The sequence below is a fragment of the Acetobacter sp. AAB5 genome, from assembly GCF_050106715.1.
In the GTDB taxonomy this organism is placed as follows: Bacteria; Pseudomonadota; Alphaproteobacteria; order Acetobacterales; family Acetobacteraceae; genus Acetobacter; species Acetobacter oryzifermentans.
This window is the reverse complement of record NZ_JBNIEW010000002.1, coordinates 325,586-339,422: the sequence shown is the minus strand read 5'-3', so window position 1 is coordinate 339,422 and position 13,837 is coordinate 325,586. Positions and strand designations below refer to the sequence as shown.

At 58.0% G+C, this 13,837-nt stretch carries 10 protein-coding genes; all 10 read left to right on the top strand.

What is annotated here, in order from left to right:
• Positions 1–20 precede the first annotated feature (20 nt).
• A complete protein-coding gene (gene gltX / locus ACP7IZ_RS03760) occupies positions 21–1,427 on the top strand; it encodes a glutamate--tRNA ligase (RefSeq protein ID WP_426847890.1) in 1,407 nt (468 codons plus the stop codon).
• Positions 1,420–2,361: an aspartate carbamoyltransferase catalytic subunit gene (locus ACP7IZ_RS03755; RefSeq protein ID WP_035354029.1), complete on the top strand. Its 942-nt coding sequence runs from the start codon at positions 1,420–1,422 to the stop codon at positions 2,359–2,361. Before gltX ends, ACP7IZ_RS03755 begins: the two co-directional genes overlap by 8 nt.
• The gene (locus ACP7IZ_RS03750) at positions 2,358–3,650 is read left to right on the top strand and encodes a dihydroorotase (RefSeq protein ID WP_426847888.1); all 1,293 of its coding nucleotides are present in this window, start codon (positions 2,358–2,360) and stop codon (positions 3,648–3,650) included. Before ACP7IZ_RS03755 ends, ACP7IZ_RS03750 begins: the two co-directional genes overlap by 4 nt.
• The gene (gene plsY, locus ACP7IZ_RS03745) at positions 3,650–4,291 is read left to right on the top strand and encodes a glycerol-3-phosphate 1-O-acyltransferase PlsY (protein WP_426847887.1); all 642 of its coding nucleotides are present in this window, start codon (positions 3,650–3,652) and stop codon (positions 4,289–4,291) included. The genes ACP7IZ_RS03750 and plsY overlap by 1 nt, the downstream gene beginning before the upstream one ends.
• A gap of 30 nt (positions 4,292–4,321) precedes the next feature.
• The gene (dprA, locus tag ACP7IZ_RS03740) at positions 4,322–5,560 is read left to right on the top strand and encodes a DNA-processing protein DprA (RefSeq protein ID WP_426847886.1); all 1,239 of its coding nucleotides are present in this window, start codon (positions 4,322–4,324) and stop codon (positions 5,558–5,560) included.
• A 29-nt stretch (positions 5,561–5,589) separates the two neighbouring features.
• Complete coding sequence (topA, locus tag ACP7IZ_RS03735; protein ID WP_426847885.1) at positions 5,590–8,280, top strand: type I DNA topoisomerase; 2,691 nt, start codon at positions 5,590–5,592, stop codon at positions 8,278–8,280.
• A 6-nt stretch (positions 8,281–8,286) separates the two neighbouring features.
• On the top strand, positions 8,287–10,317 hold the full coding sequence (locus tag ACP7IZ_RS03730) for an RNB domain-containing ribonuclease (protein ID WP_426847884.1): 2,031 nt from the start codon (positions 8,287–8,289) through the stop codon (positions 10,315–10,317).
• A gap of 46 nt (positions 10,318–10,363) precedes the next feature.
• Positions 10,364–12,025, top strand: a complete 1,662-nt coding sequence (locus ACP7IZ_RS03725) for a S41 family peptidase (RefSeq protein WP_426847955.1) — start codon at positions 10,364–10,366, stop codon at positions 12,023–12,025.
• A 10-nt stretch (positions 12,026–12,035) separates the two neighbouring features.
• Entirely contained in the window at positions 12,036–12,377 is a 342-nt protein-coding gene (locus ACP7IZ_RS03720; RefSeq protein WP_019089711.1) for a DUF1491 family protein, read from the top strand.
• A gap of 129 nt (positions 12,378–12,506) precedes the next feature.
• Complete coding sequence (locus ACP7IZ_RS03715; protein ID WP_196332536.1) at positions 12,507–13,742, top strand: OmpA family protein; 1,236 nt, start codon at positions 12,507–12,509, stop codon at positions 13,740–13,742.
• Positions 13,743–13,837: the final 95 nt, after the last annotated feature.

Genomic DNA, 13,837 nt, shown 5'->3' with positions numbered 1-13,837 from the left:
GCATGGTATGGAACCACCCCATGACCACCATCCGTACACGCTTCGCTCCGAGTCCTACAGGCCTGCTGCATATTGGCAACGCCCGCGCAGCCCTGTTCAATTTCCTCTTTGCCCGTCATCACGGCGGCGAGTTCCTCCTGCGTATTGAGGATACCGACCGTGAGCGTTCCACCCAACAGGCTGTAGACGTTATTTTTGACGGTCTGGCCTGGATGGGGATTGAACCGGATGAAGAACCCGTCTTCCAGTCCTCGCGTGAGGCACGGCACCGGGAAGTTGCCCTTGAGCTGCTGGAAAAGGGCCTCGCCTATAAATGCTATTGCACGCCAGAAGAGCTGCACCAGATGCGTGAGGATGCCAAGGCTAAAGGCCTGCCCCCACGCTATAACGGCATGTGGCGGGATCGGGACCCGTCCGAGGCTCCGGCTGGCGCACCTTTTGCCGTGCGTATTAAAGCCCCGCGTGAAGGGGAAGCCACAATCAATGACCTTGTGCAGGGTGAAGTGCGCGTTGCCAATGCCGAACTGGATGACATGATCATCCTGCGGTCCGATGGCACCCCCACCTATCAGCACGCCGTTGTGGTGGATGACCACGATATGGCCATTACCCACGTTATCCGTGGTGATGACCACTTAACCAACACCTTCCGCCAAGCCATGATCTACCGCGCCATGGGGTGGGATCTGCCACGCTTTGGGCATTTGCCGCTTATTCATGGCCCGGATGGCGCCAAGCTTTCTAAACGCCACGGCGCACAGTCTGTGGTGGAATTCCGTGAAATGGGCTACCTGCCCGAAGCCCTGTGCAACTACCTGCTGCGTCTGGGCTGGGGGCATGGGGATGCAGAAATCCTCTCACGAGAAGAGCAGATCAAGCTGTTTGATATTGATGGCGTGGGCCGCTCTCCTTCCCGCATGGATTACGCCAAGCTGCTGCACATCAACGCCGTATGGCTGCGGCAGGCGGATGATGAACGCCTGACCAACGATGTGATGGAACGCTTTAAAAAGATGGACGGCGTAAGTGTGGATGAAACCACCCGCGCCCGCGTGGCAGCCCTGATGCCGGGGTTGAAGGAACGCGCACGCACGCTGGTTGAACTGGCAGAAAGCGCGGCTTTCCTTGGCCGTCAGGTGCCGCTGGCATTCAATGACAAAGCACAAAAGCTGCTCACGCCAGAAGCCCGCACCATGCTGGGTGAACTGGCGCGTGATTTGGCCGCCGTGCCAGATTTTACGCCAGAAGCCATTGATACCACCCTGCGCAACTTTGCTGAAAAGCATGAACTCAAGCTGGGTAAAGTAGCGCAGCCTGTGCGTGCCGCCGTTACAGGCTCCAACACGTCCCCCGGCATTGATGCCACCCTGCAAGCACTGGGCAAGGATGAAACCCTCGCCCGTTTGGGAGCCGTTCTGCATGGCTAGCTTTCCCGGCCGCCACACCCGGCATCTGCTCGGGCTGGAAGGCATGACGCCCGACCAGATTGAGCCTTTGCTGGATCTGGCCGAAAGCTATGCCCTGCTCAACCGCTCCCGCAAGGTGCCGCGTGATGTGCTGCGGGGGCGCACCCTTATCAACCTGTTCTTTGAGGACAGCACGCGCACCCGCACATCTTTTGAGTTGGCGGGCAAGCGTTTGGGGGCGGACGTTATCAATATGTCCGTTGCCCAATCCTCGGTGAACAAGGGTGAAACCCTGCTGGATACGGCCGCCACGCTTAACGCCATGCGGACAGACCTGCTGGTGGTGCGCCACGCTCAATCCGGCGCACCGGCCCTGCTGGCGCAAAAGGTGGAAGCCAGCGTGGTAAACGCCGGTGACGGCATGCACGAACACCCCACACAGGCCCTGCTGGATGCGCTCACAATTCGCCGCCACTTGGGCACATTAGGTGGGCTAAAGGTAGCTATTTGTGGGGATGTAGCCCATTCCCGCGTGGCTCGCTCCAACATCTTCTTGCTTACTGGCATGGGCAGCACGGTGCGGCTTGTTGGGCCGCCCACACTGGTACCCGGCGCCATGAAGCAACGCGGGGTGGATATCTTCCACAACATGGAAGAAGGCCTGCAAGATGTGGATGTGGTGATGATGCTGCGTTTGCAGCGTGAGCGCATGTCCTCTGGCCTTATCCCCAGCGCGCGTGAATATTTCCGCTTTTTCGGGCTGGATCAGCGCCGGTTGCAGTTGGCCCGCAAGAATGCGCTGGTCATGCACCCCGGCCCCATGAACCGCGGCGTGGAAATAGACAGTCTTGTCGCTGATTCTGACCAGAGCGTGATTCAGGAACAGGTTGAAATGGGCGTTGCCGTGCGCATGGCCGTTCTGGACCGTCTTACCCGCAGCAGGCCCGCCGCATGAATACCCTTTTATTTGAAAACGTCCGCCTGATAGACCCCGCATCCGGGTTGGACCAACCCGGCCGCCTGCTGGTGCGTGATGGCGTTATTGCTGGCACAGATAAAGCCGGAGCCGAAGGCACACCAGAAGAAGCCACCATTATTGATGGCAAAAACGCTGTGCTGTGCCCCGGCCTTGTAGATATGCGCGTAGAAATTGGTGAACCGGGGTATGAATACCGTGAAACCGTTTCCTCCGCCGCGCGGGCCGCTTCCGCCGGGGGCATTACCACCCTTGCCGTGCTGCCCACCTGCAAACCAGCCATAGATAACCCGGCCCTTGTGCGTATGCTGCGCACCCGTGGGGAAGAAACCGGAGCCATCACCATTCTGCCTTACGGTGCCCTTACCAAAGGGTGCGAAGGCAAGGAACTGGCCGAAATTGGCCTGCTGCACGAAGCCGGAGCCGTGGCCTTTACAGATGGCGCACGCGCACTAGACCCCGCACGCTTGATGCGGCTGGCCCTTTCCTACGCCAGCGGCTTTGGGGCCATGATTGTGCAGCACCCTGAAGAACCCTCGCTGGCAGGTTCTGGCTGCGCCACCGCTGGGGCTTTGGCCACGCGGCTGGGGTTACCCGGCATTCCCGCAGCGGCAGAAGCCATTATGATTGCGCGGGATATGCGGCTGGCTGAACTTACGGGCGGGCGGCTGCATTTTGCCCATGTTTCTACCGGTGAAGGTGTGGCCCTTATCCGCCAAGCCAAGGAACGCGGGCTGAATGTAACCTGTGATACCGCGCCCCCGTATTTTGACCTGAACGAAAACACGATTGGTGATTTCCGCACCTACGCCAAGTTCTCTCCCCCATTGCGGAGCGAGGAAGACCGGCTGGCCATTTGCGCCGCGCTGGCAGATGGCACGATAGACGCCATTGGTTCAGACCACCTCCCGCGTGATGCGGATGACAAGCGCCTGCCTTTTGCGCAAGCGGCAACCGGCGGCACAGGTTTGGTAACGCTTCTGGGTGTTACGCTGGCACGGGTGCATGATGGCACGCTCACGCTGCCTCAGGCTCTTTCTCTGCTAACCCACCGCCCGGCACAGTTGCTGGGTGCAGAATGCGGCACGCTGGCCATTGGCGCTGCGGCTGATCTGTGCTTGTTCGACCCCGAACAAAGCTGGCTGGTGGAAGCTGGCAAACTGCCGGGCCGTGCGCAAAACACACCCTTTGATGGTCGCCCGCTGGAAGGCCGTGTGCTTGGCACATGGAAAGCTGGCCGCCGGGTTTATGAGGCAGGGCAGGCATAATGGACTCCTTGCCTCCCTATGCCTTAAAGCTTATCGCGGCCATGGCGTTCATGGGCTACACGCTGGGCAGCGTGCCCTTTGGGCTGCTCCTTACCAATCTGGCTGGTGCGGGAGATTTGCGCAAAATTGGTTCCGGCAATATCGGGGCCACCAATGTCTTGCGCACGGGCCGGAAGGATCTGGCAGCCGCAACGCTGCTGCTGGATGCCGCCAAAGGTTTTTTGGCAGTTGCCATTGCCTGGATTATGACGCCGCCTGATTTTTCAGACAACACCGTAACCGTGGCTGCACTGGCCGCTGTGGTGGGCCATTGCTACCCGGTTTTTCTGGGGTTTAAAGGCGGCAAGGGCGTTGCAACCGGGCTGGGCGCCATGCTGGCCCTTTCTCCGCTTACCGGGTTAGCTGGCTGCGCCACGTGGCTGGGTGTTGCCAAGCTGACACGCATTTCCTCTGCCGGTGCTTTAGCGGCCTTCATCATCATGCCGGTGGTGGTGCTTGCACTTTATGGTTTTTCCTTTCAGGCCTCCCCCAAGCCGTTGGCTGCTGTGCTGATCAGCGTGTTGGTGATTGCGCGGCATCATGAAAACATTGTCCGCATTTTTAGCGGGAAAGAGCCGCGAATTGGTGAGAAAAAGCCGTGATCCGCAACTTGGCTGCCTGATTTTTCGCATATGACATCTCTACCCGCCTGCCTACGTCTGGCCCGTACTGAACAGGTTGGCCCACGCACATGGCGGAAACTGGTAGATAAATACGGCTCTGCCGCAGCGGCGCTGGAAGCCCTGCCTTATCTGCCAGTGCGGGGGCGTAACCAGCCGGTTATGCCGCCTATGGATGTGGTGATGCGGGAGATAGATGCCACCTTGCAAATGGGTGGCTGTTTCCTCACACTTTTTGATACAGATTACCCTGCTTTTTTACGCCAGATTCCGGATGCGCCGCCTGTGCTGAGTGTGCTGGGCGATGTTGCGTGCCTTAGCCGTGCAGGAATCAGCATTGTGGGGGCACGCAATGCCTCTGCACAGGGCATGCGGCTGGCAGAAAGCCTTGCAACAGAACTGGTAGAAGCCGAGCTAAGCGTTATTTCCGGCTTGGCGCGCGGTATTGATAAAGCCGCCCACAAAGGGGCGCTCCATCGGCGGGGCTGCACCGTAGCCGCCATTGCCGGTGGGCTGGATTGCCCCTACCCACCAGAAAATGCCAGCCTTCAGGCAGAAATTGCCCAAAAAGGCGCAGTGGTGACGGAAGCCCCACTGGGCACGGCCCCTTTGGCACGCCACTTCCCGCGCCGTAACCGGCTTATTGCAGGCTTGGGCCTTGGCTGCGTGGTGGTGGAAGCCGCGCCCCATTCTGGCACACTCATTACCGCCCGCATGGTAGTAGATTATGGGCGGGAGTTATTTGCCGTTCCCGGATCACCGCTAGACCCGCGTTGCAGGGGCAGTAACAATCTTTTGCGTAATGGCGCTGTTTTAACAGAAAGCGTGGCAGATATTTTGCCGCATTTGCCGCCTGTTGCTCCTCAACCTGCTGGCTCTACACACCCCCTTCCCAGCGTTATCGCACCACGCCAGAAAAAATCTGCATCTACTGCGCAAACCGGCCTGCCTTTTGTTTCAGACCCTCCGGAGCCTGCATTTTTTGCTTCTCCCCAAAATGTGGATGAAAAAGAGCCAATTGCCTTAAAACCGCATTTTTCAGCGCCTTCCACCGCACAAGATGTGCGTGAAAACCTGCTTTCGCTCCTCTCCTTTACGCCCATAGCGGTTGACGATCTGATAAGGCGCTGCCAGTTCTCGGCTTCTGCCGTGCTTGTCGCGCTCACGGAACTTGAGCTTTCTGGCTGCGTCTCCACTTATTCTGGGGGCATGGTCGGTCTGGCGGATAATCAGGCAGAAACGGCAGGGTAAGTGCTGCTTGCAGGCAGGTCGGAGAGAGTATGACTGACGTTGTTGTGGTCGAATCGCCCGCAAAGGCAAAAACGATCAACAAATATCTGGGTGATGGCTACACGGTGCTGGCCTCCTTCGGGCATGTGCGCGATCTGCCACCCAAGGATGGCTCCGTGCTGCCGGATGAAGACTTCGCCATGAAGTGGCAGTCTGATGAACGGGGCATGAAGCAGGTTGCCGCCATTGCCAAGGCACTTAAAGGCGCCCACCGACTGTATCTGGCCACTGACCCGGACCGCGAGGGTGAAGCCATTTCGTGGCATGTGCGCGCTATGCTGGAAGAACGCAAAGCCCTGAAAGGGGTGGATGTTCAGCGCGTTACGTTTAACGAAATTACCAAATCCGCCATTCGGTACGCCATGGAGCACCCGCGGGATCTGGATTTCCCGCTGATTGAAGCCTATCTGGCCCGCCGGGCGCTGGATTATCTGGTGGGCTTTACGCTTTCCCCCGTGTTGTGGCGCAAACTGCCCGGCTCTCGCAGTGCGGGGCGTGTGCAATCTGTGGCGCTCCGCCTGATTTGTGAGCGCGAAGCCGAGATTGAGGTTTTTAAACCGCGGGAATACTGGAGCGTTATTGCATCGCTGCTTACCCCTGCGGGTGCCGCCTTTACCGCACGGCTAACGCATCTGAACGGCCAAAAGCTGGATCAGTTTGATCTGCACAACGCCGAACTGGCCGAAGCTGCCAAAAAAGCGGTGGAAGCTGAAAACCTTGCCGTAAAATCTATTGAACGCCGCAAGGTTCGCCGCAACCCGCAGCCGCCGTTCACCACCTCTACCTTGCAGCAGGAAGCCTCCCGCAAGTTGGGCATGAGCGCGCAAACCACCATGCGCACCGCCCAGCAGCTTTATGAAGGCATGGATCTGGGCGGTGAAACTGTAGGTTTGATCACCTATATGCGAACCGATGGCGTGACGATGGCGCAGGAAGCCGTTAATGCTATCCGCCAGCATATCGGCCAGAAAATTGGCACGGAATATGTGCCCGCCAAGCCGCGTATCTATACTTCCAAGGTCAAAAACGCGCAGGAAGCGCATGAGGCCGTGCGCCCCACAGATGTTTCCCGCACGCCCGACTCCGTTGCTCGGTTCCTGAACAACGATCAGCGCCGGTTGTACGAACTGGTGTGGAAGCGTGCAGTTGCCAGCCAGATGGAATCCGCATCTCTGGATCAGGTGGCGGTGGATATTGCTGGCCCCTCCGGCCAGACCGTGCTGCGCGCCAATGGCTCCATCATCACGTTTGAGGGCTTTCTCAAGCTCTACCGTGAAGGGCGCGATGATACGGAAAAAGCAGCGGATGATGATGCCCGTATGCTGCCCAGCATGCAGGAGAAAGACCCGCTCAAGCGCGAAAAAGTGGATGCCGAGCAGCACTTCACCCAACCGCCGCCGCGTTATTCCGAAGCATCGCTGGTCAAAAAGATGGAAGAGCTGGGCATTGGTCGCCCCTCTACCTATGCTTCCATCCTGACCGTATTGCAGGACCGCAGCTATGTGCGGCTTGAAAACCGCCGCTTTATTCCCGAAGCCCGTGGGCGTCTGGTTACGGCCTTCCTTGTCTCGTTCTTTGAGCGATATGTAGATACGGGCTTTACCGCCAGCCTTGAAGAACTGCTGGATGATATCTCCGGTGGCCGCGCGCAGTGGAAGCAGGTTCTGGCAGCGTTCTGGAACGATTTTTCCAAAGCCGTATCCGGCACCAAGGAACTAACCATTACCGATGTGCTCAACGCACTCGATAAGGACTTGGGGCCATTCTTCTTTCCCGATCGGGCTGATGGATCAGACCCGCGGGTTTGCCCCTCCTGCGGCACAGGCCGCCTTGGGCTTAAGCTCGGCCGTTATGGCGCATTTATTGGTTGCTCCAACTATCCGGAATGCCAGTACACCCGCCGCTTAACGGCGGATAGCGCCGAAGAAGGTGATGATGCCGCCCTTAAGGACGGTATGCGCCTTTTGGGCCAGAACCCGGAAACAGGTGAGGATATTACCGTGCGCCAAGGCCCGTGGGGCCTGTATGTGCAGCAGGGTGAACCCAACCCGGAAGACAAAAAAGCCAAGCCCAAGCGTGCTTCTCTGCCCAAAAACATCAATGGGGAAAGCATTACGCTGGATCAGGCCCTTGGCCTACTTTCCCTACCCCGCCTTGTTGGCGTTCACCCCGAAACGGGTGAGCCCATTCAGGCCGGGCTTGGGCGCTTTGGTCCGTTTGTAAAAATGGGCGCGGTATATGGCTCTCTGGACAAGGACGATGACGTTCTGACCATCGGCCTGAACCGCGCTGTGGATGCACTGGCCAAAAAGCTGGCCTCCATCCGCAATCTGGGCGTGCACCCCAAGGATGGTGAACCGGTTATGGTGCGCAAGGGCCGCTTTGGCCCATATGTACAGCATGGTCAGATAGTAGCCACCCTGCCGCGCGGCACAGATATGGATGCCGTAACGCTGGATGAGGCTGTGGCTCTGTTGGTAGACAAGGGCAAACCCCTAAAAGCCAAGGCTGGCGCCAAAAAGAAAGCCACCACCAAAACAACGGCCAAAAAGAAAACCGCAACCAAAAGCACAGCCAAGGCTGATGAAGACGGTGCGGAAAAAGCAGCACCCAAGAAAAAAGCACCCGCCAAAAAGAAGGCCACCACCACAACGCGCAAGAAAAAAGCCGAGACCGAGTAATCTGTCATGTTGGCAAGCCCGTATGTTTCTGCCCTGCCATCTGTGCAGGAGCTACGGGCTTTTCTTGAAAGCCGCGCCGGAGCCGCCACCGGGCTAACGGACATTCTGCGCAACTTCCAGCTTCCCGTGCGGCAAAAGGCCAGCATACGCGCTTTGCTGCACGATATGGCCGTTGCGGGGGATCTGCTTGATCTTGCTACCGGCACGCTCAAGGCTTCCATCGGCCTGCCAGATGTTGCCCGTATGCGGGTTTCCTATATTCGGGATGATGGCAACGCCGCTGGCTTTTTGGCCGATGATGCGCTCTCCCGCCCTGTTGTATTGCTAATAAAGCCGCCAGATACGCCGTATCTTTTCCCCGGCGATATTGTGCTTGTGCGCCTGCGCCCGGCAACGGGCACTCAAAAGCGCGAGGCGCGTGGCCTGCGGCTTCTTACCCGGCTTGATAACAACCTGCCCGTTACCCCCGCCAACACGCCAGAACCCTTGTTGCTGCCATGTGATGCACGGTTAAACCTGCCGCTTACACCAGAAGAAAGCGCAAACTCTCTCCCTCTCGCACCGCAGCAGATTGGGCTTGCAACGCCTCATGCTCTGCCTCATGGCGCTTATGCGGGGCGTGTGCACAGCGTTTTGGGCAAGGCGGATGATGCTGGCATGCCCTCACGCCTCAGCCTGCTTATCCATCATCCCCCCACTACATTTTCAGAACAGGCCGAGGCCGAAGCCCAGCAGATCGCACGCCAGAACGCTGCCTTACAGGGCGCACCTGCGCCGTCTGGTCGCACAGATTTACGCCACCTGCCGCTCATCACCATTGATGATGCCTCAGCGCATGATTTTGATGATGCACTCTGGGCCGAACAAACGGCTGAGGGTTTTCATCTTATTGTGGCCATTGCCGATGTGGCGCATTGGGTAAAGCCCGGCTCCGCGCTGGATATGGAAGCACAAGAACGCGGCAATTCCATTTATCTGCCAGACAGAGTGGTGCCCATGCTGCCACTGGCCCTTTCTGCGCAGGCTTGTTCCCTTTTGCCGGGGCAGGATCGGCTTTGCCTCTTTACTGATATCCACATCACCCCGGATGGGCATGTAGTTTCTGCTCATATTGGCCGTGGGATCATGCAAAGTGCAGCGCGGCTGACATATGAGGCCGTGCAGCAAGCCTTTGATACACAAGCACATCAGCCCACTTTGCCGCCCGAACACCCTGCGGCCCAGTTACCACCTGCGCTACTTCCCGCTTTGCGCAATGCGGGGGCCGCCATTCGGCGCGCAGCCCTCCAACGCGGTGTTATGGAACGAGAAGAAACAGGTTGGAACGTACAGTTTGATAGCAGCGGGCAACCCTGTGCCTTTGTGCCGCGTAACACTCAGGAAGCACATTATATGGTGGCGGCGTGCATGATTCTGGCTAATCAGATCGCAGCGGAAAAATTGCAAGCGCGGGCGCAGCCAGCACTTTTCCGTACCCATGCGCAGCCCAGCCCCGATAGCCCGCGCCCTATGGCACGCTATAGCACCTGCGCAGCATCACATTATGGCCTACGGCTTAAGCACTACACGCATTTTACCAGCCCTATCCGCCGCTATGCAGATCTGCTGGCACACCGCGCCTTAACCCATATAAACGACTCCTCTGCGCTGCCTAACATCCCCCTGCCAGCGCCAGATGTGGCTTTGGCATCACAGCTAAACTTTACAGAACGCCGGGCAGCTACCATCATGCAGGATAGTCTGAACCGGCTGGCTGCTCTCTTTCTTGCTCCGTTTATTGGCCAGAGAATGTCCGCCCATGTCATGACAGCAACACGGCATGGCTTGCGGGTGAGATTGACGAAAACCGGAACTCCGTCTTTCCTTGCATGGTCAGCTTTTCCGGATCGCACAGGGATGAATGACGACTCGCAGCACACCCATGCCTCGGCACATCACCCCCACGTGCAAAGTGGGGCTGTACTTTCAGTTACCTTGGCGGGCACCTGCCCAGCACGAGGTACGCTGATGCTGACTGATGCCGTATATGAGCACTGAAACCGCCATCTGGTTTGTGCGTGGTCTGCCGCGTGCCTTGCCGGGCATGGTGCTGGCTGTGTTGCTTTTTTGCCAGCCCGCCCCCCTGCATGCCCAAAGCAAATCCGATACACCGCTGCCAGACAGTGCTCCGGGCTCGGCCTCCGCAACACAGGCTGCTGCATCCGTAGCACCTGCGGCAGAACAACAACCTGCTGCTTCCACTACTGCGGCGCCAGACAAAGCACCTGTGCCGGATATGCTGATGGTTAAATCCGTTATCAGCACCGCCCTTCAGTTTTTACAGCCGCGCACGCTGGAAGCTCATAGCTATCGGGATTTCACACTTTGGGGGCTGGCCAGCCTTTCTGCGCTTGATCCTTCCCTGTCTTTCGATTCCCGCGGGGCCAATATCCAGCTTCTTTCTGGCCAAACCAGCCTGCTCTCCCGCCCTGCCCCTACAGATGGTTCAGCGGATGATTGGGCACAAATTGCCGTGGATTTTCTGGATACAGCCCGCGCCCATTCCCTTGCCGTGCGCACAACCAGCCGCGAAGAACTGGTGCAGGCGTTTTTTGATGAGCTGTTTAACCATCTAGACCCCTATTCCCGCTATATTGGCCCCACTTCCGCCACATCGGATCGGGCTGCGCGTGTGGGTGGAGAAGCAGATATTGGCGTTAGCCTGGGGCAAAGTGGCCGCTACCTTGTTGTATCCGCCATAAACGCCAACGGCCCAGCCTGGACAGCCGCCATAGATACGGGTGACAGGCTGCTTTCCGTCAACAACCGCTTAACAGCAGGCAAAACGCCCGAAACGGTTATGGAATGGCTGCGCGGAGAGGAAGATACCCCCGTTGTGCTGCGCCTGCTCACACCCGGCCAGCGCCGCGCCCGCACCGTAACCCTGCGCCGCGCCAAAACCCCGCCCGAAACCGTATTTGCTTTTGCCAGTGGCTCCATTGTGGTGCTACGCGTAACGGCCTTTTCCTCCGATACCGCAGAGGAAATGAGCCAGTATCTGGATCAGGCTGTGCAGGATACGCACTTAAAAGGCCTGATTATAGATTTGCGCGGCAACCGTGGCGGCGTGCTGCAACAGGCCGTAACCGCCGCGGCCCTGCTGCTTGATAGAGGTGTGGCCGCTGTAACCAGCGGGCGGGATTCTCAGGCAAACCACATCTGGGCCGTGCAGGGTGGAGACATGACAAACGGCCTGCCCATTGCCATTTTAGTAGATGGGCGCACCGCAAGTGCGGCAGAAATTCTGGCCGCAGCCTTGGCGGATCATCGCCGCGCGGTAGTGATTGGCAGCGCCACATTGGGCAAAGGGCTTGTGCAAACCGTGGCGCAACTGCCCGATGAAGGCGAGCTGTTTGTAACATGGAGCCGCGTTATAGCTCCGTTGCGGTGGCCGTTGCAGGGGCTTGGTGTCATGCCACAGGTTTGCACCAGCCTTGGCGCTGCTGATGTAGAAAAAAATCTGCATGATCTGGCAGAAGGGCAAGTGGCCAATCAGGCTGCCATTACGGCTTCTCGCAATGCGCGCTTTCCGATTCCCGTTTCCCAGATCATGTCTATCCGCAAAACCTGCCCCGCCGCATTGGGAACTGACCGGGATGTAAACGTGGCGCGGAGCGTGCTGGAGAATCCGCAGTGGTATAAAACGGCCATCAACGCCATTCCGGATGATGCCGTAACCGCCCCCCAGATTTCCGCAGCCCCTTAAAGCAGGATATATGACACCCCCACCCCGCCTTAAAACCGATATCATGGCCCGCGCCATACTCCGCCAAAGCGGGCAAGATGGCCGTTCCGCCATGCTTTTGCGCAAGGGAGACCCAGATGCAGGTGGCATTCTGGTGGTGTTGGCGGCGCGCAACGGTTCTGGCGTGGTTTTAAGCCAGACCCGTACACCAGAAGGTGAACCCGCATGGCTGCGTGCAACAGGTAATACGCCTGTTGATGCGGAACAGATTCAGAAGTTTATAGAACGTCAGGTTAAGTTTGACCCCGACTTATGGGTTCTGGAAATTGAATCGGACAGCTTCAGCCCTTCGTTTGAAGCAATACTGCTCTGATACAATTTGCTTAATTGTGGCTTATCGCACACGCCTGCGGCATTTATTACACATAAAACCCGTCTGTTTGTGTCAACTGGCCGTTCTACCTGTTGCACACTGGGCAACTTTACAGCAAAGAAGGCAAGCATGTGTGCCTTCGTACTATTAGATGCGATGCCGGACGTATCGCGCGACTACTGCCATAGCAGGGAGAAGACCATGAAGCCGCGCCAGAAATTGCTTGCGCAAACGCTGCTTTCTGCGCCGCTGGCCGCGGGGCTTCTGTTGTGTGCTGCCGTAACCGCAAAAGCCCAGCCTGTGCAGGGGCTTTATATCGCGGGTGAAGGTGGTGCTACCTTTAACCAGGATCAGCGCGTACGTACGTCCGCCCAGTTTCCTGATGGGCGAGACCGCTGGCGCACTGGTGCTGCGGGTATTGGCTCCATCGGTTGGGGCTTGGGCAACGGCTTTCGTGTAGAAGTTGAAGGTGATTACCGCAGCATGGGCTACCAGCGGTTTGTCACCAACACCTTCAACAGCCGTGCAGATGGCCGCCGCCAGACTTATGGCGTTATGGCCAATGCCCTGTTTGATCTGGATATCGGCAAGCCGTGGCTGTTTCCGTATTTTGGGGCCGGTATTGGCTATGGCTGGACCGCCATGCGCACATCCGTAACCGCACCGGGCAACCAGCTTGCAGAAAAAATGGGCGGCACGTTTGGCAATTTTGCCTATCAGGGCATTTTTGGCCTCGCCTTCCCCATTCCTTGGGTTGTCGGGCTTTCTGCCACAGCGGAATATCGGTTCTGGACAATGCTTGGCCCGCAGTCTCATGGCGCAACGTCATGGGGCACTATTGGCGGCACTATCAACAGCATCAACCAGACGCACCCGTATCAGTTCTCTAGCGGGCATCACGATACCAAAACCGATTTCAACCACACCCTCATGCTGGGGCTGCGGTATGAATTCAATCCGGCCCCACCCCCACCACCGCCAGCACCTATTGTGGCCGCACCGGCCCCGGCAGCTGCCCGCAGCTATCTGGTGTTCTTTGATTGGGATAAATCCGATCTTACAGACCGGGCACGTTCCATTGTTGGCGTAGCAGCGCAGGCAGCCGCCCATGTGGCGCTTACCCGCATTACGGTTTCTGGCTATACGGATAACTCCTCCGCCCATCCTGGCCAGAAAGCTGGTGAAGAATACAATATGCGGCTCTCGCTCCGCCGTGCAGAAGTGGTGAAAGCCGAACTGATGCGTGATGGCGTGCCGGGCACCACCATTGATATTCATGGATATGGTGAAACACATCCGCTGGTCACAACAGGCCCCAACACCAAGGAAGCCCAAAACCGGCGCGTGGAAATTATTTTCCGCTAAACGATCTGCTTCAGCTTTACAGCTTCAAAAAAAGCCCGTTGGCCATATGGCCGAACGGGCTTTTTTGTGGCTAACGGGCCAAATCTGACCGCTGA

Bases quoted from the DNA above. Each gene is read 5' to 3' on its own strand.
- dprA (WP_426847886.1), top strand. From the start codon at position 4,322: ATGACATCTCTACCCGCCTGCCTACGTCTGGCCCGTACTGAACAGGTT.
- ACP7IZ_RS03755 (WP_035354029.1), top strand. From the start codon at position 1,420: ATGGCTAGCTTTCCCGGCCGCCACACCCGGCATCTGCTCGGGCTGGAA.
- gltX (WP_426847890.1), top strand. From the start codon at position 21: ATGACCACCATCCGTACACGCTTCGCTCCGAGTCCTACAGGCCTGCTG.
- ACP7IZ_RS03725 (WP_426847955.1), top strand. From the start codon at position 10,364: ATGGTGCTGGCTGTGTTGCTTTTTTGCCAGCCCGCCCCCCTGCATGCC.
- ACP7IZ_RS03720 (WP_019089711.1), top strand. From the start codon at position 12,036: ATGACACCCCCACCCCGCCTTAAAACCGATATCATGGCCCGCGCCATA.
- ACP7IZ_RS03750 (WP_426847888.1), top strand. From the start codon at position 2,358: ATGAATACCCTTTTATTTGAAAACGTCCGCCTGATAGACCCCGCATCC.
- ACP7IZ_RS03715 (WP_196332536.1), top strand. From the start codon at position 12,507: ATGTGTGCCTTCGTACTATTAGATGCGATGCCGGACGTATCGCGCGAC.
- topA (WP_426847885.1), top strand. From the start codon at position 5,590: ATGACTGACGTTGTTGTGGTCGAATCGCCCGCAAAGGCAAAAACGATC.
- ACP7IZ_RS03730 (WP_426847884.1), top strand. From the start codon at position 8,287: ATGTTGGCAAGCCCGTATGTTTCTGCCCTGCCATCTGTGCAGGAGCTA.
- plsY (WP_426847887.1), top strand. From the start codon at position 3,650: ATGGACTCCTTGCCTCCCTATGCCTTAAAGCTTATCGCGGCCATGGCG.